The 25,929-nt window shown below is 42.4% G+C and carries 26 protein-coding genes and 1 pseudogene; 7 read left to right on the top strand and 20 right to left on the bottom strand.

Features of this window, described 5'->3' with window-relative positions; translation table 11 throughout:
* Window positions 1-211: 211 nt before the first annotated feature.
* Complete coding sequence (locus tag ABEW34_RS01485) at window positions 212-970, bottom strand: SDR family NAD(P)-dependent oxidoreductase (RefSeq protein WP_430154591.1); 759 nt, start codon at window positions 968-970, stop codon at window positions 212-214.
* 457 nt (window positions 971-1,427) lie between these two features.
* On the opposite strand from ABEW34_RS01485, the gene ABEW34_RS01480 reads away from it, so the two are divergent.
* A complete protein-coding gene (locus tag ABEW34_RS01480; RefSeq protein ID WP_430154229.1) occupies window positions 1,428-2,093 on the top strand; it encodes a TetR/AcrR family transcriptional regulator in 666 nt (221 codons plus the stop codon).
* Between the two features lie 144 nt (window positions 2,094-2,237).
* Here ABEW34_RS01480 and ABEW34_RS01475 read toward each other — a convergent pair whose 3' ends face one another.
* The 5 genes from ABEW34_RS01475 to ABEW34_RS01455 all read right to left on the bottom strand — a co-directional run bounded on the left by ABEW34_RS01475 (window position 2,238) and on the right by ABEW34_RS01455 (window position 8,457).
* A complete protein-coding gene (locus tag ABEW34_RS01475) occupies window positions 2,238-3,452 on the bottom strand; it encodes a cytochrome P450 family protein (RefSeq protein ID WP_430154227.1) in 1,215 nt (404 codons plus the stop codon).
* Window positions 3,453-3,496: 44 nt separating this feature from the next.
* Complete coding sequence (locus ABEW34_RS01470; RefSeq protein WP_430154225.1) at window positions 3,497-5,722, bottom strand: MMPL family transporter; 2,226 nt, start codon at window positions 5,720-5,722, stop codon at window positions 3,497-3,499.
* A gap of 409 nt (window positions 5,723-6,131) precedes the next feature.
* Complete coding sequence (locus ABEW34_RS01465; RefSeq protein WP_430154223.1) at window positions 6,132-6,473, bottom strand: Asp23/Gls24 family envelope stress response protein; 342 nt, start codon at window positions 6,471-6,473, stop codon at window positions 6,132-6,134.
* Window positions 6,474-6,637: 164 nt separating this feature from the next.
* Complete coding sequence (locus ABEW34_RS01460; protein ID WP_430154221.1) at window positions 6,638-7,276, bottom strand: response regulator; 639 nt, start codon at window positions 7,274-7,276, stop codon at window positions 6,638-6,640.
* 2 nt (window positions 7,277-7,278) lie between these two features.
* Window positions 7,279-8,457, bottom strand: coding sequence for a sensor histidine kinase (locus tag ABEW34_RS01455; protein ID WP_430154219.1), 1,179 nt, complete (start codon window positions 8,455-8,457; stop codon window positions 7,279-7,281).
* A 269-nt stretch (window positions 8,458-8,726) separates the two neighbouring features.
* Here ABEW34_RS01455 and ABEW34_RS01450 point away from each other — a divergent pair, with 269 nt between their 5' ends.
* The 3 genes from ABEW34_RS01450 to ABEW34_RS01440 all read left to right on the top strand — a co-directional run bounded on the left by ABEW34_RS01450 (window position 8,727) and on the right by ABEW34_RS01440 (window position 12,166).
* Window positions 8,727-9,647: a helix-turn-helix domain-containing protein gene (locus tag ABEW34_RS01450; RefSeq protein WP_430154217.1), complete on the top strand. Its 921-nt coding sequence runs from the start codon at window positions 8,727-8,729 to the stop codon at window positions 9,645-9,647.
* Window positions 9,648-9,719: 72 nt separating this feature from the next.
* Window positions 9,720-10,508 carry a nucleotidyltransferase domain-containing protein gene (locus tag ABEW34_RS01445; protein ID WP_430154215.1) on the top strand — a complete coding sequence of 263 codons (789 nt, stop codon included), beginning with the start codon at window positions 9,720-9,722 and terminating at the stop codon, window positions 10,506-10,508.
* Between the two features lie 227 nt (window positions 10,509-10,735).
* Entirely contained in the window at window positions 10,736-12,166 is a 1,431-nt protein-coding gene (locus ABEW34_RS01440; RefSeq protein WP_430154213.1) for a PLP-dependent aminotransferase family protein, read from the top strand.
* 80 nt (window positions 12,167-12,246) lie between these two features.
* Here ABEW34_RS01440 and ABEW34_RS01435 read toward each other — a convergent pair whose 3' ends face one another.
* The 3 genes from ABEW34_RS01435 to ABEW34_RS01425 all read right to left on the bottom strand — a co-directional run bounded on the left by ABEW34_RS01435 (window position 12,247) and on the right by ABEW34_RS01425 (window position 14,835).
* The gene (locus ABEW34_RS01435; protein ID WP_430154589.1) at window positions 12,247-13,473 is read right to left on the bottom strand and encodes a benzoate/H(+) symporter BenE family transporter; all 1,227 of its coding nucleotides are present in this window, start codon (window positions 13,471-13,473) and stop codon (window positions 12,247-12,249) included.
* Between the two features lie 29 nt (window positions 13,474-13,502).
* Entirely contained in the window at window positions 13,503-14,033 is a 531-nt protein-coding gene (locus tag ABEW34_RS01430) for a pyridoxamine 5'-phosphate oxidase family protein (protein WP_430154211.1), read from the bottom strand.
* 577 nt (window positions 14,034-14,610) lie between these two features.
* Window positions 14,611-14,835, bottom strand: coding sequence for a helix-turn-helix domain-containing protein (locus tag ABEW34_RS01425; RefSeq protein WP_430154209.1), 225 nt, complete (start codon window positions 14,833-14,835; stop codon window positions 14,611-14,613).
* 173 nt (window positions 14,836-15,008) lie between these two features.
* Between ABEW34_RS01425 and ABEW34_RS01420 the strand changes: the two genes are divergently transcribed.
* Entirely contained in the window at window positions 15,009-15,326 is a 318-nt protein-coding gene (locus ABEW34_RS01420; protein ID WP_430154208.1) for a DUF6809 family protein, read from the top strand.
* A 321-nt stretch (window positions 15,327-15,647) separates the two neighbouring features.
* Here the strand turns inward: ABEW34_RS01420 and ABEW34_RS01415 are convergent, their stop codons facing one another.
* Together ABEW34_RS01415 and ABEW34_RS01410 are read right to left on the bottom strand one after the other, a co-directional pair.
* A complete protein-coding gene (locus ABEW34_RS01415) occupies window positions 15,648-16,355 on the bottom strand; it encodes a gamma-glutamyl-gamma-aminobutyrate hydrolase family protein (protein ID WP_430154207.1) in 708 nt (235 codons plus the stop codon).
* Window positions 16,356-16,600: 245 nt separating this feature from the next.
* Window positions 16,601-17,305 (bottom strand): glycoside hydrolase family 73 protein, encoded by a 705-nt coding sequence (locus tag ABEW34_RS01410; RefSeq protein ID WP_430154205.1) that lies wholly within the window; start codon window positions 17,303-17,305, stop codon window positions 16,601-16,603.
* A 390-nt stretch (window positions 17,306-17,695) separates the two neighbouring features.
* On the opposite strand from ABEW34_RS01410, the pseudogene ABEW34_RS01405 reads away from it, so the two are divergent.
* Window positions 17,696-17,962, top strand: a pseudogene (locus ABEW34_RS01405) (tyrosine-type recombinase/integrase); the annotation flags it as partial.
* A gap of 229 nt (window positions 17,963-18,191) precedes the next feature.
* On the opposite strand, the gene ABEW34_RS01400 reads toward ABEW34_RS01405, so the two are convergent.
* From ABEW34_RS01400 to ABEW34_RS01375, 6 genes are all read right to left on the bottom strand, one after another.
* Window positions 18,192-18,281 (bottom strand): hypothetical protein, encoded by a 90-nt coding sequence (locus tag ABEW34_RS01400; RefSeq protein WP_430154587.1) that lies wholly within the window; start codon window positions 18,279-18,281, stop codon window positions 18,192-18,194.
* Between the two features lie 102 nt (window positions 18,282-18,383).
* Window positions 18,384-18,638, bottom strand: a complete 255-nt coding sequence (locus ABEW34_RS01395) for a hypothetical protein (protein ID WP_430154203.1) — start codon at window positions 18,636-18,638, stop codon at window positions 18,384-18,386.
* 760 nt (window positions 18,639-19,398) lie between these two features.
* On the bottom strand, window positions 19,399-20,106 hold the full coding sequence (locus ABEW34_RS01390; RefSeq protein ID WP_430154202.1) for a DUF4352 domain-containing protein: 708 nt from the start codon (window positions 20,104-20,106) through the stop codon (window positions 19,399-19,401).
* A gap of 130 nt (window positions 20,107-20,236) precedes the next feature.
* Window positions 20,237-20,533, bottom strand: coding sequence for a tyrosine-type recombinase/integrase (locus ABEW34_RS01385; protein WP_430154200.1), 297 nt, complete (start codon window positions 20,531-20,533; stop codon window positions 20,237-20,239).
* The gene (locus ABEW34_RS01380; protein WP_430154198.1) at window positions 20,458-20,994 is read right to left on the bottom strand and encodes a tyrosine-type recombinase/integrase; all 537 of its coding nucleotides are present in this window, start codon (window positions 20,992-20,994) and stop codon (window positions 20,458-20,460) included. The genes ABEW34_RS01385 and ABEW34_RS01380 overlap by 76 nt, the downstream gene beginning before the upstream one ends.
* A gap of 667 nt (window positions 20,995-21,661) precedes the next feature.
* Entirely contained in the window at window positions 21,662-22,135 is a 474-nt protein-coding gene (locus ABEW34_RS01375) for a hypothetical protein (protein WP_430154196.1), read from the bottom strand.
* 349 nt (window positions 22,136-22,484) lie between these two features.
* Between ABEW34_RS01375 and ABEW34_RS01370 the strand changes: the two genes are divergently transcribed.
* A complete protein-coding gene (locus ABEW34_RS01370; protein WP_430154194.1) occupies window positions 22,485-22,850 on the top strand; it encodes a helix-turn-helix domain-containing protein in 366 nt (121 codons plus the stop codon).
* 48 nt (window positions 22,851-22,898) lie between these two features.
* Here the strand turns inward: ABEW34_RS01370 and ABEW34_RS01365 are convergent, their stop codons facing one another.
* The 3 genes from ABEW34_RS01365 to ABEW34_RS01355 form a co-directional block, all read right to left on the bottom strand.
* Window positions 22,899-24,386 carry a hypothetical protein gene (locus tag ABEW34_RS01365; protein ID WP_430154192.1) on the bottom strand — a complete coding sequence of 496 codons (1,488 nt, stop codon included), beginning with the start codon at window positions 24,384-24,386 and terminating at the stop codon, window positions 22,899-22,901.
* 164 nt (window positions 24,387-24,550) lie between these two features.
* On the bottom strand, window positions 24,551-25,219 hold the full coding sequence (locus ABEW34_RS01360) for a restriction endonuclease (RefSeq protein ID WP_430154190.1): 669 nt from the start codon (window positions 25,217-25,219) through the stop codon (window positions 24,551-24,553).
* A gap of 271 nt (window positions 25,220-25,490) precedes the next feature.
* The gene (locus ABEW34_RS01355; protein ID WP_430154188.1) at window positions 25,491-25,745 is read right to left on the bottom strand and encodes a hypothetical protein; all 255 of its coding nucleotides are present in this window, start codon (window positions 25,743-25,745) and stop codon (window positions 25,491-25,493) included.
* Between the last annotated feature and the right edge of the window lie 184 nt (window positions 25,746-25,929).

Genomic DNA, 25,929 nt, shown 5'->3' with positions numbered 1-25,929 from the left:
CAAATCCTCTCTGCCTATAATCATCCTTATCTATCTATTTAATTGTACAAAAATAAATGGGTCCTCTATATAACGCGATATTAAGGCCGCATAACGATTTCTTATTCTGACACGTTGTAAGCAGTCTCGCTCCCTTTTCGCAGCCATAATCATGTAAAAATCCCGAAACAGTCCGGCTGCATCGGGATTTCTCGTGACCTATGTTGAAAAACTACAGCGTCAACCCGCCATCGACCAGCACTACGGAGCCAGTCATATAGCTTGAAGCGTCGGAAGCCAGAAAAGCCACAACATCTGCCAATTCTTCTGGCTCAGCATACCGTCCCATCCGCATATTCGGGAACTCCTCCGGCACATAACCGCTTTCCTGAAGCTGCTGCGGCACGCTTGCCGTAATGCCAGTCGCTACTCCGCCAGGACAAATCGCGTTCACTCTAATGCCCTTCTTCACATATTCGAGGGCCGCTCCTTTTGTCAAACCAATTACGCCATGCTTGCTCGCCGTATACGCTGCAAGGCTGTGCTCCGCCCGTACGCCAGTTGTTGAAGCTGTATTTATAATATTGCCATAGCCCTGCTTGTCCATTACTTTCAATGCATACTTCATACCGAGAAAAACACCTTTGAGATTTACATTGATGATACGGTCAAAATGCTCCTCGTCAATGTCCTGCAGCAGCGAAAATTTCTGGATGATGCCCGCATTATTGAACAGGCAGTCGATTTTGCCATACGTATCAAGCGTCGCATCAATGTAACGCTGCACATCCGCGCTGTTGGAAATATCCGCCTGTACGAAGATCCCTTCTCCGCCCTGCTCATTGAGCAAGCGAAGCGTTTCCCCGCCAGCCTCTTCATTGAAATCAACAATCGTAACCTTAGCTCCGCTTGCAGCCAGCTTAAGCGCACTTGCCCTGCCAATTCCACCAGCCGCTCCAGTAACAATGATCACTTTTCCCTCATGAGACAATGCGTGAGCGGTACCAGGCTTCGGTGCGGCTGCCACCTGCTTTGCAGGAGCCTCAGCAATATCCACCGAAGCCAAATCGGCTTTCAAAGCATCTAGCCTATCCTGAGGCAAATCCACCTGCGGGATCGCAGCCAGCTGATCCAGTGTATGCATAGATGCCATCTTGAAGGTCGGCTCATTAATAAACTCCGGAAGATGCTTGGCCAAAACTGCAACCGCTTGCTCGCTCGCGAGAAGATCGCCAATTGTCCATTTTTCATTATAAGACATGTAAAATTACCCCCTGGATGATAAATGAAATGTTAATGATAGTACAACTATCACTTAGATATTAACGATATCATATTTTTCATTTCCACACAACCTTTATGAATTCGCCCCCTCACCCAACGAAATTGACAGATACTATTAAGTTTGTTAGCATGTTCACACGAACAAACGCAAATGAGGAAGTGAAATGTTGGACGCAAAAAGCAGGTATGAGCAAGAACGTCAAAGCATTAAATCGATGCGCGAGGAAAGCATTATGGAAGCAGCTAAGAAGCTGTTTGTCCGCAAGGGCTTCGATAAAACAACGATGCAGGAGATTGCGGATGAAGTGCCGCTTGGCATCGCCACCATCTTTCGCTATTTTCCAAAAAAAGAGAAGCTGATCGTTGCGATCGCAAGCGCCATTATCGCTTCCCAGTCAGAAGTCTTCCGCTCGGTTAGCGAAATAAACGGCAACTGCATGGAAAAACTCAGCTATCTATTTGATTTGTTCATTTCATTCCATCAAGAGGAACACCGCGAGAACATACAACTGATTGAAGCTTTTGATAGCTGGGCTTACTTACCTCATGAGCAGGCGGATTTGCTGGAGGAATATCATGCCATTTTTGAGAGCAACAAGCTGCTATTTCAAACGCTTATCGAACAGGGCCACGAAGACGGCTCTATTCGCAACGATATTTCCGTTGATGATACCTTAATGACCATGATCAACGTTTTCGGCAGTTTTGCCAAAAAAGTATCCATGTCCTACAACTTGGTCATTTTCAAAGATAATGCAGGGACATTCGGCCAGCTGCAAGTGTTGAAGACCGTGTTTCTGGACTATTTGCGGCCACCGGGCAACACTTGAAATAGTGAATTTTCATCTAGCTTTTATCTAGCTCCTGATAGGAAAATAGCAGCTTATCTGCTGGAAGAAAAGGAGAAGTGGTGACGCTGGGATAACCTCCCGGACGTCGCCACTTCTTTTTTCAATGCAGCAACAACAGTTTCATTAGAATACAACCGGGATTTCTGTTGCTCCCCTGATGATAATGCCTGGGCGCCATTCCAACTGTGCCAGATCTGTTTTCAAACGAAGCCCGGGCATACGACGCAGCAAGGTGCTAATGGCAATTTCGCCTTCCAGCCTTGCAAGCGGCGCTCCAAGACAGTAATGGATGCCTTTGCCGAACGCAAGATGTTGATTAGCTTGTCTTGTAATGTCCAGCGTATCTGGATCACTAAATTGCTCGATATCCCGGTTTGCTGAAGCAAACGATATAAGCACCATTTCTCCTTCAAGAATGGACTTTCCTTGGAACTCAACAGCTTCCGTCACCCACCTGATATTGCTGGCTTCAGCCGGTCCGTTATAACGCAAAATCTCTTCTATAGCTGAATGAATAAGCTCAGGCTGCTTCAGCAGCTTTTCCTTTTGCTCAGGAAACTCAAGCAATGCAAGCACACCGTTCCCAATTAAATTAACCGTGGTTTCATGGCCTGCAATAATCAAGACAAATATGAGTGCATACATTTCTTGCTCAGACAGCTTATCTCCTTGCTCCTCCGTCTTAATTAAATCACTGATCAAATCATTTTGAGGATTTTCCCGCCGCTCTGTAATCAAACCATGCAAATAGCTTATAAAAGCTTCAACAGCTTTCGAGCCCTTCTCGGTATAGGATGGATTGTAGGCTCCCTCCATAATTGTATTGGACCAATCGCGAAATTTATCCTGATCTTGGATTGGTACGCCGAGCATTTCACAAATGACGATAATCGGCAAAGGAAAAGCAAAATCTTCTATTAAGTTCATTTCTCCTTTATTCTGCACCTTATCAAGCAAATCATTGCTAATTTCTTCTATTCGGCCTCGCAGCCCTTCAATCATCCGCGGGGTGAAAGCCTTCTGGACTAAATTGCGAAGACGCCGATGATCAGCAGGTCCAACGCTAAGCAGATTTTTCGAAAGAATATTATGATGATCTGTTGGGCCCTCCTGCTGCATCCAAGGAGGATTAGTAACAAAACGCGGGTCCTTCAAAATGGCAAGTGCATCCTCATATCGAGTAACAATCCACGCATACTCCCCGCTAGGCATCATAAAACGATAAACCGGATCTTCTCTGCGAATTTCACTGTAGACGGGAAATGGATTACGAGTAAACGCCTGATCGAAAAAATCAATCTTTGACTTCGGACCACTTTTTTCCTGATGATTCATCATTTGAATGCCTTCTTTCCTGTATAGATTCAGTATTTTGTCGTGATTTATACCGCTTTTTCTTCATAGGGCTGAATGTCAGGGGTAGCGATCTTTTTCTCAGGACGGGCGATTTGACTCATAACCGCCTCACCCTCCACATCGATATTAGGCAAAATGCGATCCAGCCACTTTGGTAAATACCACGCAGATCGGCCAAGCAGCATCATAATGGCTGGAACGATTGCCAGTCTGACCACAAATGCGTCAAACAGTACTCCGAAAGCTAGTGCAAGCCCCATTGATTTTATAATCGGATCCTCTGCGAAAATAAATCCGGCAAATACGGCAATCATGATCAGGCCCGCGGCTGTAACGACTGCTCCACTGTTGCGAATGCCGGAAATAACCGCTTTACGTGCATCGCCCGTGTGTGTAAACTCCTCTCGCATACGACTAACCAGAAACACCTCATAATCCATAGCCAGCCCGAACAGAATGCCAACGACGATAACAGGGAGGAAGTTTAAAATAGGTCCCGGCTCCGGTATTCCGAATAGACCGGTCATATTGCCATCCTGAAGAACAAACACCACAAAACCAAGCGTAGCTGTCAGTGATAGTAAAAATCCAAGAACGGCTTTAATCGGCACAAGGATGGATCTGAATACCATGGTCAATAGTATAAGAGCAAGGATGACAATAACGAGTGCAAATTTAGGGAGAGCTTCGCTTAGCTTCTCTGATATGTCAATATTTACTGCGGCCGCACCAGTAACCAGTAATTTGACATGATCCTGCTTCTCCACATTAAGCGACAGCTCCCGAATATGCTGAACCAAATCCCCGGTTTCGGAATCATGCGGACCTGACTGCGGGGTAACGGTCAGCATGGCGGCGTTGCCAGAGGGGCTAGAGTATGCTGGTGTAACACTCGCTACATTTTCCAAAGAGCTTAACCCTTTTGTTGCCTTGGCAATTGCAGCCTGTGGATCACTTTCTCCTTCAGCCACTGCCACAACGATCAACGGCGAATGATAGCCTGGACCATAAGCTTCCGAAAGCAGATCAAAAGCGCGACGCTCCGTCGTTTCTTCTGACTTCGTACCATTATCAGGAAGGCCAAGCTGCATATGAAAAAATGGGATACTGATCGTCGCCAGGATAATGATTCCAACGATGGCCACAGAAACAGGGCGACGCGCAATCAGCTTGCTCCATGACTCCAGCACCGAAGTTTTCGAATCCTTCCTCTTGAACTTGTTTATGAAAGCATTTTTTCGTGCCGGACCAATACGATCACCTGCGATGGAAAGCACAGCTGGTACGAAGATAATGGCAATCAGAATGGATACAAAAACACAAATTGCAGCTTCGAGCCCCATCATAGCCAGGAAAGGAATCTGGACAACGGATAAACCCAATAAAGCAATGACAACCGTTAGACCGGCAAATACGACAGAGCTGCCTGCTGTTGCATTCGCAATGGCGACCGAATCCTCCACATCATAACCTTCTGCCAGCTGCTGGCGGAAACGCGCCAGAATAAACAAGGCATAATCGATTCCAACTGCCAATCCTAACATGACTGCCAAGGAAATAGAGGCTGATGACATGTCTAAAACATTCGACCCTATAAAAATACACATTAATCCAATGCCGAGTCCGATTATCGCGGTAAGAATCGGAATACCTGCCGCTAGAAAGGACGTTAGGGTAAGCGCCAGAACAATAAAGGCAATGATGACACCCACCGCTTCCATTGCACTCATGATCTCCAATTCAGAGAAAGCGACATCTCCTCCGAGCTCTGTCTGAATGCCTGCATTCCGTGTATCTTCAATAATGCTCCGTACATGCTCTTTTGATTCCTCGCTCACCTCACCCGCTGGCAGCTTATAAACTAATGAAGCATACCCAATTTGACTTGTTTCGTTGAGCGATTCGTTTTCATATGGACTGATTACCTGATTAACGGCAGGGTCTTCAGCCGCCTTGCTCAGTACGTTTTCAATTTGCTTAACGACCGAATCCGTTAGAAGGGTTTGTCCTTCTGGCGCTTTGAAGATTAGCATCACCTGCCCTCCACTTTGTTCCGACACGGCAAACTCCTTGGTCAATACTTTGCCCGCTTCTTCAGATTTCGTGCCTGGGATAGACATATCGCCAGTGAATGAGATTCCCATACCTAATGCAGCCGCTACGCTCAGCAGTAAAACGAGTATCCCGCCAATAATGACTTTTATTCGGGACCGATAAGCCCAACGTCCCAGCAAATACAAATACTTGGCCATATTTTTTTACCTCCGTGAAATAAGAATGAACACTCATGGTGTCGCTTATTTCATTGTAGCTAACATTCCTTCCACGGAAATCGTCCATAAGGGCATGTACGTTATGTACTTTAGGGCAGCAAGCTTACTCTCTAAATCAAAAAAAGTGCACAAGAATATCCTCTGCACTTTCATTTCCTTAGTCTAAGCTGATCTAATCCTCCTGCAAGTTAGAACAATAAAAATTCGCCTCTCCACGGAACGTTTGCTCAGAACCGTCGGGAAGCTTTACGGTAGAGGAATGGGTGTAATAAACCAAGTTTAACGGACAGACCAACCTCGTTAAATAACGATATATTAAGGCAGGATAATGGGATCTCAACTTAAGTGATGATTCTCTATTCCTAACTCTCCATTTAGTTTTAGGTTATTATGAAAGCACCAAACCCTCCACTGTCACATGAATTTCTTTGACCATCAGACCCGTCATATGCTCCACTTCTTTCGTGACACTGCGTTGCAGCTCGTAACAAACCTCATGGATTTTGCAGCCATAAGTGACATTAATGGTCAAGTTAAGAGCCACCTCTTGTTGGTTCGCATCTACCATAACGCCTTGCTGTGCGTGAACGCCACGCATCCGTTTTACAAAGTTTTCTACTATGCCCTTTGGCATAGACACAATCGGTTTTGTTTCCAATACGACTTTGCGGGCGATTTTAGCAATCACCTGATCTGAAATGTGAATCATTCCTTCATATGTGCCTTCCATATTTCATGCTCCTCTCGCAGTCACTGTTGCCTCCAACTTCATATGCTTATCATAAAGGAAGTCACAATAAAAAAAATCGTACATAAGGGCAGAAGCCTTATGTACGATCGGGCAATATTAATTTATTTAAAATAACCTATTGTGCTTCCTCATTACTATGTTGATTACAGTTGAAGAATCCCTTTTTCAATGGCTATTGCCACAGCTTGGGACCTTGAATCAACGCCTAGTTTATTGTAAATATTGGTTAGATGAGCTTTAACCGTCCGTTCTGAAATTCCAAGATTAAAGGCGATTTCCTTACTGCGAAAGCCTTTAGCAATAGATTCAAGAATATGGATCTCCTTATCTGTTATTTGAATAGCTTCCTTACGTACAGCAGGAGCTGTTCTAGCCCTAAAGATTCTCTCTGTCACATCAGGTTGAAGCAAGGTTTCTCCTCTAAGTGCCGAATCCATCGTGCGAATTAGATTTTCCCTGCTTGTATCCTTGAGCAAATATCCTTTCGCTCCCTTCGCCAAACCGTTAATCATATGCTCGTCTTCATTATAAGTCGTCAAAATAATAACAGGAATATTCATCCCGAGCTGTTGCATCTGGTCCATTGTTTCTAGACCGCTCATTACGGGCATATTCAAATCCATTAAAATAACATCTGGACTGAGCTCCTTCATCATGCGTAAAGCTATCGAACCATCCCCTGCTTCCCCAACGACCTGAAAACGGTCATCGGTTTCGAGTATCAGTTTCAGCCCTTCCCTGACCAGCCAATGATCATCGACAATCAACACTTTATATTTCATCATTACTCCCCTTTGGATACCGCCTTGGAAATTCGAATGGAACTGCCTTCTCCTGCTCGGCTCACAATCTCTACCTTGCCGCCTATCAGGCGGGCACGTTCTTGAAGTCCAATTAACCCATAATGTCCTGCCATCTTCCCGACTGCATCTGTGTCAAAGCCTTTCCCATCATCTCTAATTTCTATTATTAGCCTTTCAAGCTTGTCCGTAACCGTAACCCAGACCTGCTGCGCCTGCGCATGTTTCGCAATATTCGTCAAGCATTCACTTACCATATGAAAACTATGCTCCACTACGATTTTCGGCCAAGTTAACCGTACATGCATGGTAAGGGCAACTCTAATCCCGGTTGAATGAGTAAAATGTTCTACTTCCTCCTGAATAACCTCTTCAAAATTGAGATCAGACGATGATACGGAACGCAAATCATCTATCGCCTTACGGGCATCCGCAAGCGTCCTGCGAGCCTGCCTCATGGATTGACCTACAATTTCATGCGCTCTGCCTGAGTTGCCCTTCAGAAGATGGGAATCAATTGCTTCCAGCTGCATAATAAGCCCAGCAACCCCTTGAGCAAGTGTGTCATGCAGATCCCTCGCCATCCGTTGTCTCTCATTAGCAAGTGTCAGTTCTTCTACCTTCATATGGGCCATTTCCAAATCACTCAGGAAGGTCTGTGTACGAACACGTTCACGGACTTGTTGATAAAATAACACGGCATAAGCAATAACAACTATCATCATTAAAAGGAACATTGGAATATACAAACCCAGTCGCTCAGTCTCTCTTACACTGACGATTGCCAGGCAAAACAATGCATACAATAATAAAGAGAGATATATGATTTTAACTTTACGGTAATAAATACTAACACTTTGTGCAATGAGTACTGGAAAAAGACCGATTAAAGCTGCCGGAAAACCTGCAGGCATGAGCAGGGCCGATACAAAAATTAACAGTCCTTGTATGAGAAAGTATACCCATGGTCGATCTTTAACGAGACTGTGACTATTCCAATGAAAAACAGCATGAAGCGAAATCACTACTGAAAATATTAAACTTTGCAATAAACGTGGATCTAGCGTATTCTGCAAAATAATGGTTGCTGCATAAACAAGCCCCACCCATAATAAAATAGGAGCCCTTGATATGCTTAGCTCATATAGCCTGTTTCTTTCCATCTCCCCACCTCTTTATGTACCATTATATACGCAAATCCATAAATTTAAATGTACGTTGGTACATGCCCGTTCGTACAAGGAGATAACGACTCCCAGTGCTTGCTGCCATTAAATATAAGCAGGATACTTTACCTATTTGTGATTTATGTTAAAATGTGTAACAAAATCCTATCAGCTAATAAGTGCCGTTCCTAGCAAACTTCGTGGCATCTTTTTAGAAAAAGCATCCATCCGGATCATTTTATCGATTATGAAATGGAGAATCAGCCATGAGACCAAGCCCGTTTCTCGAAGGACGTAACCTTTTCGTTTCTCATACTCCAATCATAGTGACTTTTAGCAGAGAAACACCTTTTTTAATTCAGCATCAGCATGACTTTGTGGAGATCGCATATGTAGCGGAAGGCGAAGGTATTCATTTCATCGAAAACAAGAAATTTCTAGTTTCACGAGGCGATGTGTTTATCATACCCAGGGGAGTAGCACATGTGTTTCAGCCCTTTGATTTATTAGGCCAACATCCGTTTAAGGTGTGGAATTGCATCTATAAACCCGAGTATGTTCACAGCCTTCCCGAATTTGCAGAGCGAAAACAATTGATAGATTACTTTATTGAAGCCGACAGCGTCAGGAACGGGGCTAGCTGGCTGGCTTTTCGCAATAAGGCGGGTCTAGTTGAGCCCTTACTTCGATCCATGTATTTGGAAACGCAAAGGCCAAGCGAGAACTCTCCATGTAACCTTTGTTCTTCGTTGCTCAACCTTCTGTCGGATTTATCTTCATCAACTCGTGCTACGGACGTGATGCCGGAAATTAGCGAATATCAATATCCAATCCATACGATGTTGCAGTATATGGTATCCCATTTCAACAAACCTTTAACGGCGAGCGAAATCAGTCATAAAGCAGCTTTGAGTCTTCGGCATTTCCAGCGTCTGTTCAAGCAAATAACGGGAGCATCCTTTATCAAGATGCTGCAACATATTCGAATACTGTACAGCATATGGCTACTGCAACACACTGACCGAAGCATACAATCAATCGGGCAGGAGGTCGGCATTAGCGACATGAAACACTTTTATTATTTATTTCAAAAACGTTTGGGCATGACGCCCGCAGCATTTCGAATACAACATGATATTCCATTTGCCAACACATTTTTTGATGAATTATCCGTATGGCATGAATGACTATAGATGTATTCCTTTCTTTTGTTTAAGGTTACGATGAGAGCATCAAAAAAATGAAAGCGAGGCTGGAATATGTATACGCACCATAAGCAATCGCTGGACCATTTCGTAGAAACGCTGAAATCTGATTCAAACCTATTAGCCGTCATAACGGCTGGCTCCATCGCGAAAGGTACTGCCAAGGAGACATCCGATATCGACGTTTATTTGCTTGTCACGGATCAAGAATTTGAAGAGCGGAAGAAAACCAATGCGCTGTCTTACACCACTCATGAAGCTTGCAATTATGAAGATGGCTATATCGATGTCAAAATCATCAATATGCGGTTTCTGGAGCTCGCAGCCGAGAAAGGCAGCGAGCCGACTCGCGCTTCTTTTACAGGTTCACAGGCTTACTACTCCATCGTTCCAGGGTTAAATGAACTGCTAACCAAAATACCGGTATATCCCGAGCAGAATAGAAACCAAAACATTAAAGATTTTCAGGCACAGGTGCTGCTTTACGGTTATTATTTTGCAGGGGAAGCCGTCAAAAAGAATAACCCTTATCTGCTGTCGCAAGTCGTCAGCAATCTGGTGTTATTCGGAAGCCGAATTATTTTGGCGCATAATCGCCTATTGTTTCCTTGCCACAAGTCCATGATGGCTGAAGTCGAAAAAGCACCAGAAAAACCGGATACCTTTATCGGCCTTTGCCATGAGCTGCTGTTAAATCCGACCCATGAAAAATGCATGGAATTAACGGAGGTCATACTTGGTTTTCAAGACCTGGAATTATCGTCTGAGCAGGCGGTCAGCCTATTTATTCAGAACAATGAATGGAACTGGATGGATCAGTCCCCTCCTTTGCAAGATAGATAGCTAGATAAATCAAAAAACAGCCTCTGCCTCTGCCGGTGAAGCTTCAACGGTTCAGAGGCTGTTGCTGTTGCTATTTCATTTGCAGAGATCAGTAGAACTACAATCATATTGCTAGATCAACTACAGCCATGCTAGTATATCAATTAATGGAATGCTATAAAATATACATATTGAAGAAAAAAGAACAATCCATATTTTTGACGCATACACAACTAGAGGTGAAACAGATGCTAAAAGTTAACCGTGACGACGAGTGCCCTATATGGCAGCAGCTGCTTGACCAAGCTATCCATAATATCACAACCGGAAAATGGCCTCCCGGCGAATTGTTGCTGCCTTCTCGCGAACTCGCGCTGCTCGTCGGTGTCTCTCGCTCAACTATACAGATTGTTTATGAGGAATTATTCAGTCGTGGCTACACGGTAACTTCCCGGCGCGGTGGAACCAGAGTAAGTGACTGGACCCAGAAGACCCGTTTTATGGAGGAGGTTGCAGCTCGCGGGCCTATTACCCCTGAGCTGCCTTTATTAAACGATGCAGTAAGCCAGCTGCAAAACTGGTTCAGAGGCAAGGAAAACAGAAATGTGGAGATCGATTTCAGCCCACACGAACCTTATTTGGATCAACATTTTCAAGCCAACTGGAGACAATCCTTTTTACAAGCCTCCAAAGAAACGGATCTAGCCAGCTGGGCTTATGGCAACCCCTATGGTTTCGTGCCGCTGCGCGAGCAGATTCAACGTTATTTGTCACTTGAGCGAGGCATCCATGTTCATATCGATCAAATTATTTTAACTTCGGGCGCCCAGCATAGTCTGGATTTAATCGCCCAAGCCCTATTAAATGAAGGAGAAACCGTTTGCGTTGAAGATCCCGGCTTCCCCGCTTCATGGATGGCGATGAAATATCGGCGGATGAATGTTGTTCCCGTCCCTGTTGACGATTACGGAATACAAGCAGAGCGTGTTCCCCCTCAATCAAAGCTTGTTTATGTTACGCCTTCACATCAGTGTGCAGTTGGAGTGATTATGTCAGAGCCTCGCAGACAGCAATTGCTGCATATGGCGGCTCAACATCAATTTTGGATGGTTGAGGACGACTACGATAGCGAGTTTCGCTATCGAGGCGACCCACTCCCAACCTTGTTTAGCCAACAGCCTCAAAACACACTGTATATGATGAGCTTTTCCAAAATGGTCGCTCCTGGCATTCGCATATCAGCGATCGTTGGCCCAACGGAGGCCATTCGCCAGCTTGCCCATGTTCATGAATTAACCTATCGCCATCTACCGATTATGGAGCAATTGACGCTTGCTCATTTTATCGAGCACGGGCATTTCATGCGCCATATGAGAAGAGTCAGAAATGTATATCGGCGCAGACACGAAGCCATGACAAAGGCCATCGTCGCGACCGGTCTAAGTAAACGTTTTAAGCTTAGCGGCGTAGAAACGGGATTGCATATGCTTCTCGAGGCTGAAGGATCGTTTGATGAAGAAGCCGCAACGAACCAAGCGCTCGACAAAGGCATACGTGTTTATCCACTTAGCAAGTATTGCTTGGAAAGCGATCGAAAAGGATGGGTGCTAGGCTTTGCTAAAGTAGACGAGTCCGCAATAGAGACGGGCATTCAGCGTCTTGCGGAGCTGCTTTTATAATTTAAGCAGCTCCGGCTAAGCTCATAAATTCCTCTCTCTTGTTAGCCCATTTGTACCTGTATTCATTTTTATGCTGCCTATTATTTTTGTTCAGCTTGCTGTATTCCACTCGTCCTATATGGTTTGTGGCGAAATTGTCCATGTATCACAATATGCGCAGCCAAGCCTGCAACAAGACCCCAGAATGCACCGCCAACACCAAGTAAAGTAACATTTGCAGCCGTTGCCAAAAAAGTAATCAGTGCTGTCTCACGACCCTTGGGCTCAGTTAAAGCGCCCGCAAGGCTGCCGCCGATTGTCCCGAGTAGTGCCAACCCCGCTAACGTCGCGATGAAGTTAGCTGGAAGAATCAGAAACAGAGCTGCCAGCGTCACACCAAATATGCCAACAACCATGTAAAAAATGCCGCAGGCAATACCCGCAAGGTAACGTTTTGTTGAATCCTCATGCGCATCCTTCCCTGTACAAATCGCCGCAGTAATAGCTGCTACATTGAAAGCATGCGAGCCAAATGGCGCTGCAACAAGCGAGCCCAAGCCCGTTACGATCAAAATCGGATTCGCACTCGTCTTAAACCCATCATTTCGCAAGACTAGCATCCCAGGCATATATTGTCCCGTCAATGTAATAATGAATAACGGCAAGGCAACACCTAGTAAAGCATGCAGTGAAAACTCAGGAACGATGAATACCGGTGAAGCGATAGCTAATTTGATCGTGCTGAAATCCACTTTTCCCAAGCTGATTAAATATATAAGCCCAATGACTAAAATACCGACGATAGCATAACGGGACGTATACCTTTTTAATAGTACATAAGCAGCAAACAAGACAATGACCAGCAAAGGATCAGCTTTCGCTCCGCCAAAGGCCGAAATACCAAACTGCAGTAAAATGCCTGCCAGCAGGCCAGAAGCAATACCTGGAGGAATCAGCCGGACGAACCTTTCGAACATTCCCGATATACCTAAAACAATAAATCCTAAAGCAGAGATGATATAAGCTCCAATGGCTTCCTCATAGGGGGTTATCGCTAATACCGAAACGAGAAAAGCCACGCCTGGTGTTGACCAAGCTGTAATGATCGGCTCTCGGTAGCGATAGCTCAGCCAAATTCCCGTTAGCCCCACACCAACGGAAATCGACAATATCCATGAAGCGGTCATTTCGGGGCTCAGACCCGCGACTTTTGCCGCCTGAAACACGAGAATAAATGTCCCACCATAGTTGACCATGACCGATATTAAAGCAGCTATAGTGGGCGATATCCAATCACGGCCGCGCAGTTGAGATGATGTTGTATTCATTTGCACTCTCTTCAACATTATTCATTACCTCATTTTTCTTGTTTGTACATTTTTTCTTCCTCGATCGGATTTGCTTTCGCCGTTATATGATAAGGATCGACTCGGTATACTTGAACAGATGATTGGAATATGGCAGACCTATATTTGTCTACATGCTGCTTGGACAACGGACGGTTATAGTAGCCAGGCACATATTTATGAAGCATTTCCTGCAGCATATAGGTAGCTTCGTCCAGATCATCAATAAGCTCGGCCTTACCAAAAATCATAACACTCATATATGCCGTGTCCGTCTTAGCTGGTACGGGATCGGTAATGGTTCCATATTCTTCGCAAACCGTAAAACAGACCTCGGAATTCGCACTCATGACCTGATTGCGCCTTCCGCCAGAGGCTCCATGAAAATAAAGCTTACCCTTTGCCCAAACAAAATTAAGCGGAACCACATATGGCAGCTGTCCATCAACCATACCAAGATGACCCATTCGCGCTTTATGCAGAAAGGCATCTATTTTGTCACTGTCCAACACTTCTCTTATCTTGTAACGAACTCCATCCATTCTCAACCACTCCTCAAATGCTGAATTTCCGTTAGTATATCAGTCATTGGATTGAATGAGTACATCCAAAAGTGTAGTAATGGAGCAGTCCATATTTTTAACTAAGTAGATCAGATCCTTGCTGATAAACCTTCTGAAGGACGGTATAATCGATGTGGGAAAGCCTCGCTAGGGGATAAAGTGGGTAACAAACGGTCTATGATTGGAGTGGTGCAAATAGATTGGTGGTTAGGGAGATAGTAGAGCGGGTTGGGTTATCCTGAGCTTGTAGGGAAGGAATTTTCGTATTCAGCCTCCTTGTATAATCGGGCATGAACTGGAGGAACCAAGAGCAATATAATGCGCGCAAGCGAAGGATGTATTGAAAAAGGGCGTAGGTTATAATGCATATGTAAAAATGGTTCAAGTATATCAGTCAGTCTGAAATGCCCTCCTAGAATAAATATTAGAATATCGCACTGCTATCATTCAATATCAATTCTAGGAGCATTTTCATGCAAAAAAAGGACATCAGCTTATACGATACATACTTGAAGTGAGCGTGGTAAATTATCATTTGTAAGCATTTAAATCTCTATTACTTTAATTTTCGTTCTTCCGGCTTAGCAATGTCTGTTTGATTAAGCAGATAATCGATGCTGACACTGTAAAATTTAGATAATGTGATCAATACAGCCGTAGGTATGTCCAGTTCCCCACTCTCATAACGAGAATAGGTTGCTTGTGAAATATGCAGCAGCTTAGCCATCTCCTGCTGAGTTAAATCCCTATCTTCTCGTAAATCACGAATTCTTTTATACATTCTCATCACCCAACGCCATCATAATTTATACGAATTTCGCATATTGACTTTTATGCGTTTTTCGCATAAATTAGCATTGAGCTTAAAAAAATTATTTATTCCATACATTAGCTTTAAACTGAAAATATTGTAGCAGCATCGATTATAACTTTGCAGAAAGGGTGAACAGAGAAATGAAAAGTCTGTTGGAAGAATTGTACAATGGCAATATGCGTCCCGATGAAAAAAGAATAGCCAATGATCCGGAGTATCTTCAAATGAGCCAGCACATATCTGAAGTGATGGAAGCGTGGAAGAAAAAGCATAATGAGGAGGAATATACGGAGCTCGAGGCATTGCTAGACTTATATGCTCGAGCTCACTCAATGGAGCTAACCTCCACTTTTACCTATGGATTTCGACTAGGTGCAGGCATTATGACCGAAGTGTTAACAGGGAAGGAGGAGCTTGCTAAAAAACTGGGCACTTTTTCAGAAGTTCAGTCAAAATAAGAATGAATCTCCACATTGAAACTTTTAATCTTACTCACTCTCTTACTATATAAAGTTAGCAGAATAAAAACCGCTTCAGCTGAAGCGGCGAGATTAACATGACATGCTTATTTTTTCTTAGGCATGGATTTTATAAACACAATTAAACCACCAATACAAATGCCAACTATAGCCCAACCAGCTATAAACAATATTGAATTCAAAGCGCTTACCTCCTTTAATCGATATAGCTACTGATAGATATGATAGTTCCATATTGTTTATCCCAATTGTAGCATGTGACTCAATGTCTGCGCTAATCCATGCGCTTTAGTTTAACCTCTAACACGATTTTACAAATTCCTCAAATAGCCTAAAATTATATTGATCCGATTTGTAGCTAAACTCTGGATGCCACTGAACGGCTAAAATAAACTTTTTCTCAGGCATCATAACCGCTTCTATTAAACCATCCTCAGCCTTTGCTACAGAAATTAGTTGCTTGGACAACTCCTTAATCCCCTGATGATGGTAGCTATTGACTTTAAGGTTCTCCGTTTCGATGATTCGGTGCAGGGGGTTCCCCTTTTCTATGTACACATGATGAATAGGTTCAGAATATGGAGGAGCTTGTTTATGTTTAATGCTGCTCTCCGACTTGAATTGAGCCGGAATATCTTGATACAACGTGCCTCCTAGCAAGGCGTTAAACAGCTGTAATCCACGGCAGATTCCGAACGCTGGTTTATCCAAATCTATCACTTGTTTGAATAAGGTGCTCTCCATCACATCTCGCTCCTGGCACAACTCTCCGCAAACATCCTCTATCTGCTCCCCATAAATTTCAGGATTAATATCGTGTCCGCCTGTAAAAAGAAATCCATCAAACATATTCGCTATTCGAGTTATATTCTCTGCATCTGAGGTAAGTGGCAATACAAACGGAATTCCACCTGCGTCTTCAATTCCCTTCATATAACCTGGAAGCATCCAATAGCTTTCTTTGTCCCCATCATACAACGGCAAAACGCCGATAGTTGGTCTCCCCACTCTGAACTCCTCCATGAATCTATCTTTTTATTGATATATTATACAACAAACTATTTATGACATGCAGCATGTCAGCTTAATTACCATCTCTGGGGAGCCGATTTATTTTCTATATAAAGTATTGTCGCACAAAAGAAAATACCTTGATTTCTCAAGGTGCCGTGCTGTTGGGGACGTCTCGAAAGCTACAGTCTAGGAAACAGTAACTCTATTTTAACTAACCATTGGGTCGGTAGGGCTTTCACTTATTTACGTGCGAGTATAATCGTATTTAGCCAGGTCAACTCCCACAGGGTAAGCGTTCCTTTTTGCGCCTTCTCAATCCATGTCTTGTCTGTAATTACCTTTTGATCAAATAGGGATTGCAGCGCCGCTACAAGCATTTTCTTCTGAGCCTCAGATAGCTTCATTTCTTGTTCATCTGCTACTGCCTCTACATGTTCATGTGCATGTTCATTGGCCTCTGCATGTGCATCTGCCTCAACAGCATCATATTTTTTAAGGTCATTCGCTTTGATAATTGACAGCAGCTTGCTTGCATAAGCCGAGTCCGTCGCATATCCGCAGGCATACAGCGCTGCCGCTTGCTCCTCTGGTGTTTGAGCTGCCCTCACGCGGGCGTAACGGCTGCGGCCAAACAATAGATCTTGATCCATATAAAAATCATACACAGTGTCGTATGCCCTAAATGCAGCCGTGATATTGACCGTCTTACCGTTGTACTCCTCCCATGTTCCTTTATTGACCGCCTTCCCACGCCAGTAGGCGTTAGGCTTACCTTTACCGACTTTAATGCCGCCAAGATTATTCCAATCGTGAATTTTGCAGCCAGTCTCCAAAATATTTTGAGCGAGTCTCACCGATGGCAGCATCGGCGATCCCTCCCGCCGGGCTCGCAAAACATGAGGCGCTAATGTCTCGATGAACGCCGCTCGACTATACTGAGTCATTGCCTTTTCCTCCTTTAGCTCCCCTTTGGGAAGCTCTATCAATGATGTTTGTAGTTCTGAGAATATCTTATAAATTCTCTAGCGGCGAGTGAAGATCGTACTTTCTGTATATTTCCTTACCAAAAAATTTCACGTACGTTCAGACGATATTTAGCAATGTATGAGGAGATACACGTACGCCTTTAATACGTGCATCCTAACTGTAGAGAGCTTGATCGTATAAGGAATTACCGGAGCCACTGGGCGTACTTTTGCGACTCGCTACGTTTTGAACATGCCGGTATACAGTACATTAACGAAATAAACTCCGTTTTAATACTATCAACAGAGAAACTAGCAGAGATTGACAAGCTTATTGAAACAAATCGCTAATACTACGAGTCCGATTATCTTTTTATAGCAAAGAACGGCCTTCCTCTTAAGATCGATCATTTTCGTAAAAGACTACGCGAGCATTTCGCCAAAGCCGGCGTTGATTCTAAACTATCGCGTCCGCATCAATTCCGCAGTTACTTTTGTACGATGTATCTACTTAACGGCGGAGACATAATGACGCTTCAACGTATTGTCGCGCATGCTCGAAGTTATTCGCGAGCCGACAATGAGCATATACGAAAACCTCATGCGAAATTCTCGCCACTTACGCGATTGAAGTAAGTGAGCAAAGGTTAACATTATCCGTCAATGACTTGCGTATCCGGGTAGAAAAGTTAACTAAAACTATCCATTCTGTTTACACAAGCGTTCTAAAGTATTATCATAAAGTGAATAGCGCACATCAAAGTTAACTTTAAGCAATCGTAGGTAAAAGCGGTAAGACGTTTATTTTTAAAGCTAATGGTTTAGGTAAAGCCCCCATCCGCCAAGATAACGGGGCTTTTCCTGTTTAGGACTGAACTACTAAAGCGATAATTGCTACGATTAGAGTAATCAGAAATACAATGAACATTCCGAATTGAAGCATTAAATTAATCACTTCACTAGTCTTCAAATATACGTCCTTTCTTCTTACCGCCTTTACCTACGATTAATTATACATAATAACTTTAGTAGAGCCTTCAACAATTCATCCGATCAATTATTGTTGACTTTTCGAGAGTTTTAAAGTAAATACGAATTCCATTAGAAGCGTTTGAACGTCATCTGCAAAGTGCGCCGCAGCTCCGTCAACTTCCGTATGATTCGTTATACGCTCCATTACTTCTCCGTCAATATCTCCGAATCGCGCTTCGTAACGTTTAAGGCGTTCGGCCATTCCAGGATCAGCTACGATTTCATGCTTTACTTCGATACGTGGCGGCGCTGCGGCTAGGCTTTCGACTGCATCGCGCAAGACTTCGTTCACGTCTGCGAGTGCGACGCGTTGTTAGTCGGCGGCTTCTAACTTCGTGAACATTTCGCGGTACTCTTTCAGCGTTGTAATATCGCCAGCGAGTACGGCCGCTTTCGCCTGGCGCTTGGGAACGGTTGATTCGCGGAAGGAGGTGCGATTTCATAGAGAGTGATACAGGTAGGCCTTCGAGTAGTTCTATTTTATCCTGACAATTTGTCAGCATATCATATCTGTTGATTAACCTAGTTACTTGCTTATGCGACATACCGATATGTTAGCACCATTTTTCAAACACACCGTTTCGGTTACTAGAAAGTGTGTCTTGCGCTTCCTTCAACTCTCGACCCAACTCCGTATACGTTTTGCCAACAATCTCACGCATATTGCGTTCCGCCTCCTCCGTATTATATTTTCGTTGGTAAAATTCTACAAACTCCGTAATCGGCCAATTTTGAGAAATCCGCTTAAAAACGGCAATACGCAGTTTCGTGCATTTTGGTGCATTCATAAGTAGTTTAACTTAGGTTAGTATGCATCAACGTGCATCTAGGGGTTTTTTGACGCAGTCTCCATTTCACCCAAAAACCGCACGATCTCGCGAATGCTTCATTTTCCGCAATTTTTCGTATTACCGCATCCCGCGTTTACTTTCGCCCTTAAACGTCAAATCGCCGCATTGCTCTCGTATCCAATCGGCCGACCACTAAACAAAAAAATAACGGTCACTCCCCGCAAGGAATGACCGCTGTTTCTATACTCGTTATTCTAACGAATAGTCTACCGTTGTAGTTGCTTTGAGCGCTACCCCGTCTGCGATAGAGAGGCGCAGCCCGCTTACATCCTTCGGAGTTTCAAACACTACTGCGCGCTTACGAGTAAGGCCCGGATTAACCGTTTCGTATACAAGGTCTTCCGTTTCACCTTTACGTATGTAAAAAATTCTGTCGTATATCCCGTAAGTTTTACCGTTAGCGTCCGATAGTTTGAACATACTCGCGCTGATGTCTCGCGGGTCGCTGTCGTTGTTCGTGATTGATACCGTTATAATAACAAATTGGTCCTCCGTTGATTCTCCGCCAAATTCAGACGCCGTCTTCAGACCGTTAACCGTTACGTCAAATTTGCCTACCGTTGCTTTTTCGCCGACGCTCGGCAGCTTAGGCGTAGGTACTGGCGTGCTAGAGGCGATTGCTTCACTCGGTGACGCGAACATTATAGACTGCGAGCTAGGGCTGGGACTTTCGGGCGTATGCCGTTGCTGGTAGACCGGTGCGGTTGAAGCCGATTTCGTTTCGGGCTTGACATCGTAATTAATGATGGCGCTTGAAAGTAAGAAAACAAATACTGCGGAGACTACTATTCCTATCTTCTTTTGGCGTGTGTATTGCGGGATATATTTCGGAACAAACAGCGCTACCACAAACATAATTACTGCAACAACGGATAATATCCGTATGGCTTCTAGCATTGCGTAATCCCCCTGCGATTTCTTTTTTAGGTAATACGTATATTATCGCAAGAAGTATCGAATTTCTCAATGAAAATCAACGCAAATAAACCGCAATCGCTCGAAGGAAATTGCGGTAACAATGAACATTCTATAGATTCTCTATCGGAGAATGTCTATCGTGCTTTTCAGAGATATCCGTACCAAAAAGATTAACGTACATTCGGACGATATCTAGTGATGTATGTCCGAGTATTTTCTGCAAACTAAACGCATCTCCACCGTTCATAATGTACATTTTCGCAAAAGTGTGCCCAAACGTATGAGGCGATACGTGTACGCCTTTAATACGCGCATCCTGACCGTAGAGTTTTATCGCCTGTTGAATGCCGCGAACCTTAAAGGTGTTGTTATCGATATTGACGAATAATGAGTCGCAATCCAGCACGCCGCGAACCTCGCTGTAATTCGAAGCGCTTTTTCTAACACCCGCGACATCGGTACAAGCCGTTCTTTACGCCCCTTTCCGTAAACCTTAATCGTACGTTCGCGCCAGTCTACATGGTGGAGGTCTATGCCCTCAAGCTCCGATATGCGTATTCCTGTATCTAACAGCGTCAACATGATCGTATAGTCACGGAGACCTGTAAACGTAGAACGGTTAGGCGCGTTCAGTAACGACTTCATTTGCGCGTTTGAGAACGTTTCTATTATGCTGCGTTCGGATTTCTCCTTACCGATTCCTACGAAGGGATTTTTCTCGACGAAGCATTCCGAATGCATCCAATTGAAGAAGGCGCGCCAACTTCGAGTAAGTTTAACCGCCGCATCAGTGGGCGTCTCTGCCTTACCACGCTTAATCGGCGTACCTCGCTTCGTTTCTAATGCGACCATGATCGTATCTTTCACGATATCTATTGGCCTCTCAACGTTTTGCAATTGAAGCTGCCGCGTTAATTCTAGTAAAGTATCGCGGTAAAAATTGCGCTTATCTTGCGTAAGGTTTCTAATGCTGCAGTAACGGATAAATGAAGTGATAGCTGCCTCTAAATCAAGGGATTCCGCAGGGTATTGAACCGGAGATTTACCGCCGCCCGCCGACGCTAGATTAACGCGACGACTACGGCCTTTCTTACTATTTTCGGACATATAAAAAACGCCTCCACTTCGCAAAATTCGTTATTGAAACGAATATTACGAAGAGCAGGCGCACAGGTCTACGTGAATGTAACATCGCAGTATTCGTGCAGTATTCGTGCAGGATGCGTACAGACACCGTAAAGCCACCGTGATTTAAAGCGGTATGCCGAGGACCGGGATCGAACCGGTACGGTAGTCACCTACCGCAGGATTTTAAGTCCTGTGCGTACTTGTATCACCAAAAAAGCTTATAATATCAACACTTTGCGGTATCTGCATGACTTAAACTTAACAGGATTTAGCTCATTCTATCATAATATAACGAAAACAATCCTGTAAGTTTGCACCATTTATTCTAACATGATTATTTCGGATAAACAATGCACATAATACAAACATTTTTATAACTTAAATCATTAATAAAATAAATACTTCCCTAGTAATATACTATCGTTGCCATAGCCAAATTGCCTTGACCTTTTTCGTAGAAATTCCTTGGAATAGCTGCACTTGCGAATAATGGAACACTTTTATCACTCATCAACTTTTTGTACAAGTCATCATAATCTGCTGATCGTGATAGGTATAAGTACCATGAATCTGTTCCGTCAAAAGGAACTACTCTTATACTGAAAAAATCTGCTTCTGCATCTCTAAAAGCATAATTATAATAGTCCGAAAGCTCTGCCATTCCTTGTATTCCAAATTTCTTTCCTAAATAACCCTCTTTGTCAAACTGCACATCTTTGTTTGTAAGAGTCAAACCTTCATCGTTCATTCTCTTCTTGAAAACATCATCTAATGTAACATCCTGTTTGGCATCGCTGCTATGACCGCTCGATGCATTAGACGTGCAGCCAGTTAATAGTAGTATTGATAAAAAGATAAACGTTAGAATTCTAAGACGCATTAGTTTGACCTCCACATGATTGTTTTATTAGAGCTTGATTAAGTGAATATGCAATATAATGATCGTTAATTGCTGATTCACATCCTTCAGCCAGATCAAATCGAACTTTTTGTCTCTATCAATCTCTCCACTCTTTACTAAATTTCTCTATCCTACTTAATCATTCACTAATTCCCACTCAAATCAAAATTTCTTATTGAATTGTCTAAGCTAGTTCTCCTTTCCTATGTTTGATCTACAATCACCATTTTATAACTCATATTAGAAATTTACAATTAAATTTTCTATTTTAGATACCTGTAAGCAACCCATTCTCTAAACTAGGCTAGTTATATAGGGAGTGGTAAATGTGAAATCCGATTTTCTTAAATTGATTGGAGAACGAATTCGGGCTTTCCGTAAAGAACGTGGATATACTCAAGAATTTCTAGCTGAGAAAGCAAACATTCATTACACTTACATATCCGACATAGAGCGAGCGGAGAGAAATCTCTCCTTAGAAACACTTGAGAAAATTATAATTGCCTTAGAAGTTAATCCAATGCAGATTTTTAATTTTGCAGAAGCAGAAGCGGCAAAAGAAGGGGCTGAAAAAACGATAACCATTGAAGCGATTAGCACTCTTCTTCACGATAGAAATACTGATGAAGTTAAAATGGTTTATCGAGTTTTGAAAGATATGTTTGAGACGTTCAGCAGAAGCGGGAAAAACTAAATAAAACAGCACTTAGTCCATGTGGCTAAGTGCTGTTTTGCGTTCACGCTATCCATTAAGTATCACTTTCTTTTTAATACTCTCAAGTAGTTGTTCTATGCCATCTTTCTCATTATTTTTGATTGATTCAAGCATTGTGATAATATCTTGATCGTCTAGAGGAATAATGAGTCCTCTATCATCTTTATATGTGTCAGAACATCTTTGATATAGCAAATCTTTATTTTCAATTGTTCTGCACATTAAAATCCCAAACTTCCCTTTATTAAAAGCAAATCTACTTGACAATTGGTCTATTTCAGGATTAGCAACGTCCTTTCCGTAATTTTTACATTCTATAAAGATATAGGGACAAAAAATTTTATTTATTTCTTGCAATCTAAAAAAGAAACCTTTCTGAGTTATATTATTCATAACTATATCTACTCTTTTTCTGCCCTGATGTAATTTTTCTTCGATTGTTGGATTATTAAGATGTGGATAGAAAATAATTTCAAGTATAGATTTTACGAATTTGTGATATTCTGAAGCTGTTTTTGTACCTATTGGAATATTTCCTAAACTAACTATAAGTGCATCAATAATATTATTTATGTCCTCATATCCAGTAAACTGCATAATTTCATCATTAGAGAGGGACTTGACTGCTCCATATCTAGTTTTCCTAAATCTCTCAAATAGTTCAGGTTTTCTTTGTGTGTATTTTCTTAGGAAATCTTTTCTACTCTCAAATTCGCCATTTTCAATCCTTCTGCCTATATCCTTGTCTACATCTGTTTTAGGAAGATAGTATTCCTCTCTACCATTTTTATATTTTCTATATTTAACAAGTGTCGACCTTCTTCTTAGTTGTTCTTCTCTTTCATCACTTACAACATAATTCCACCCATATTTCTGTGCATTAAATTCTGATATAAATGTTACAATTGCTTTTGGTACTAATAATAACTCGCGCTCTTTATGAAAAAGCAATTCTTCATTTGAGGTAATCCAATCTTGACTAATGGGGTCCCAATAAGGTAATGTCTCATTTGACGTTAATGGAATATCCCATATCTCACACTGCTCTTTTGTATAATCAATAAGATGTTTCCTAATAATATTTGTAGTCATATCAGAAAGTTTATCTTTATCAACATCATCTACGAACACTATAATATCTTCTATATTTTGGACGATACCTATTTCAATTGCTTTACTTCTGATTATCTCTCTAATAATATCTGTTGCATTTCCTTCCCCAATACCTCTCCCATTTCTAGTTCCTGTTTTACTTATACCCAAGCAAGTTTCTTTTGGTTCCGACATAAATTGAAATAATTCAATCGCTAATTCGTGTTCATCGTTTCGAATATATTCTGCTACCTTGGAAAAAAAGTTCTTAATAGTTCTATTTACTTCGACAGACCAAGGGTCGCTTCTAGTAGAAATTAAATAAGGGTCTATGTACATTGGATAATCTTGAACTGTGTTTATATCCACAAAATCTAGTTGAATTTGTGTTACTCCTAAATTAAATATCTCACTAATTTTCATTACATCACCTCTTGTAAGTTATGAAGAAAAATTCACTTTCCATACTATAAAGTTTATTTAATATGGTATATTGACTAGCAATGAGTTTTACCTAGATTACAGTACACAGTTCAACAATTTTTTGTTTAATATCCAAAAGTGAAATTCACAACTATTTCAACCCACTACTTCCCCATCACTCGCTTTACATACTTCTCCGCTTTATAATCCTTCCTAATCTCATGCAACACACCGCTATTCGCCTCACTCCATGACTCCAAGATCATCCTTGGCTCTGCTTCAATCCTATCCCTTACTCCCTGAATGTCATTTCTCTTAAAATCATCAATCATGGATATCAAATCACTTCTATCTAGCAACTTCACATAATTAATGCCTGCAAGTGTTTCGCATGGCTCTGTAAACTTGGCTGATGCAATTACAATAGCTTTTTTAGCCTTGTAGTACCGCATGCAAGAGAATACCTCTTGAACCGCGCTAATGCCTACTGGATTGTCCTCCGAATATCTCTTCGCCTGTATTACATTCCTGATGCCATCTCTGTCAGTAAAAACTATATCTGCTCCGAAATCCCTGCTATTTGTCGTTTTATATACACATGAATAGCCTAACTCAAGAAATAGCCTGTAGAGATACATTTCAAATTCTGAACCATCGTGCATTCTATCTATTTCAGTAATTCCAATCGTTCTCAAATCATAATTCTCTGGTGTAACTGTAATTGGCTTTATTTCTTCTTTTCTAGTTATCTTTGAATATACTATAAACCCAACCAATAAAACGAAGATGATTGCGCCTATTAAGATATATGCAGTTATTTCTTCCAACCCCAATACTATAGACTCGTATTTTGTCAAAACATGCGCTGGATGTGTAGTTAAATATTACCACAATTAGGTCTATGCGGCTAGATAGTACGGAAAACAAATAAGAGACAGTCACAAGACTTCCTCTCTGCTTCCATCATATTCTTTGCCTTAGCCAAACACAGCAACAGCATTCAGCCCTTGCACTGTTGCTCCGCTAAAATCCCATGTCCCCAAGGGATGCGCCTTCCGCTGGAACTGGAAAACCTTAAATGATCTCTGCCTCTATGTTTCAGCGTCACAGCATTAATAGCGTTAAACAATGTGAAGTAATTTCTTCCCTGACTGGTTGCCAATGCGCCAACTTCACTTGCACCGTATGTTCGTTTCCATCATTCGCCCAACTAATACTTCCACCAGTCATATTAATATTACCGCTTAGATTTACATTTGAGGCAATTAAATTACCTCTTAGATCATAATGATAAGGAAATACTCCTCCTTCATAAGCTCTAAGGGGTCTTCTATCTTTAATCGCAACTTGTCCTTCCATTATTCCATCGTTCGAAATAATGAAGCAGTGCAAAGTAACTCCATATCTTCGTCAGCTTCATACTCATATGACTTTAGTATTGCTTCATCAACACCTGAATAATATTTCCTATTCTCTAGGAGGTATGCCATAGCTTCTTGCTGATTTCCCTCCAATGCATAAATTTGACCTTTCTACTGTTTTC

It is taken from the genome of Paenibacillus algorifonticola, assembly GCF_050481745.1.
In the GTDB taxonomy this organism is placed as follows: domain Bacteria; phylum Bacillota; class Bacilli; order Paenibacillales; family Paenibacillaceae; genus Pristimantibacillus; species Pristimantibacillus algorifonticola_A.
Note: the sequence above shows the minus strand (reverse complement) of the source record. Positions and strands in the feature narration are given on the sequence as shown.

What these genes read in the sequence shown, in the direction of transcription:
- ABEW34_RS01480 (WP_430154229.1), top strand. Translation starts at nt 1,428, where the DNA reads ATGTTGGACGCAAAAAGCAGGTATGAGCAAGAACGTCAAAGCATTAAA.
- ABEW34_RS01475 (WP_430154227.1), bottom strand. Translation starts at nt 3,452, where the DNA reads ATGATGAATCATCAGGAAAAAAGTGGTCCGAAGTCAAAGATTGATTTT.
- ABEW34_RS01470 (WP_430154225.1), bottom strand. Translation starts at nt 5,722, where the DNA reads ATGGCCAAGTATTTGTATTTGCTGGGACGTTGGGCTTATCGGTCCCGA.
- ABEW34_RS01465 (WP_430154223.1), bottom strand. Translation starts at nt 6,473, where the DNA reads ATGGAAGGCACATATGAAGGAATGATTCACATTTCAGATCAGGTGATT.
- ABEW34_RS01460 (WP_430154221.1), bottom strand. Translation starts at nt 7,276, where the DNA reads ATGAAATATAAAGTGTTGATTGTCGATGATCATTGGCTGGTCAGGGAA.
- ABEW34_RS01455 (WP_430154219.1), bottom strand. Translation starts at nt 8,457, where the DNA reads ATGGAAAGAAACAGGCTATATGAGCTAAGCATATCAAGGGCTCCTATT.
- ABEW34_RS01450 (WP_430154217.1), top strand. Translation starts at nt 8,727, where the DNA reads ATGAGACCAAGCCCGTTTCTCGAAGGACGTAACCTTTTCGTTTCTCAT.
- ABEW34_RS01445 (WP_430154215.1), top strand. Translation starts at nt 9,720, where the DNA reads ATGTATACGCACCATAAGCAATCGCTGGACCATTTCGTAGAAACGCTG.
- ABEW34_RS01440 (WP_430154213.1), top strand. Translation starts at nt 10,736, where the DNA reads ATGCTAAAAGTTAACCGTGACGACGAGTGCCCTATATGGCAGCAGCTG.
- ABEW34_RS01435 (WP_430154589.1), bottom strand. Translation starts at nt 13,473, where the DNA reads ATGAATACAACATCATCTCAACTGCGCGGCCGTGATTGGATATCGCCC.
- ABEW34_RS01430 (WP_430154211.1), bottom strand. Translation starts at nt 14,033, where the DNA reads ATGGATGGAGTTCGTTACAAGATAAGAGAAGTGTTGGACAGTGACAAA.
- ABEW34_RS01425 (WP_430154209.1), bottom strand. Translation starts at nt 14,835, where the DNA reads ATGTATAAAAGAATTCGTGATTTACGAGAAGATAGGGATTTAACTCAG.
- ABEW34_RS01420 (WP_430154208.1), top strand. Translation starts at nt 15,009, where the DNA reads ATGAAAAGTCTGTTGGAAGAATTGTACAATGGCAATATGCGTCCCGAT.
- ABEW34_RS01410 (WP_430154205.1), bottom strand. Translation starts at nt 17,305, where the DNA reads ATGACTCAGTATAGTCGAGCGGCGTTCATCGAGACATTAGCGCCTCAT.
- ABEW34_RS01390 (WP_430154202.1), bottom strand. Translation starts at nt 20,106, where the DNA reads ATGCTAGAAGCCATACGGATATTATCCGTTGTTGCAGTAATTATGTTT.
- ABEW34_RS01375 (WP_430154196.1), bottom strand. Translation starts at nt 22,135, where the DNA reads ATGCGTCTTAGAATTCTAACGTTTATCTTTTTATCAATACTACTATTA.
- ABEW34_RS01365 (WP_430154192.1), bottom strand. Translation starts at nt 24,386, where the DNA reads ATGAAAATTAGTGAGATATTTAATTTAGGAGTAACACAAATTCAACTA.
- ABEW34_RS01355 (WP_430154188.1), bottom strand. Translation starts at nt 25,745, where the DNA reads ATGGAAGGACAAGTTGCGATTAAAGATAGAAGACCCCTTAGAGCTTAT.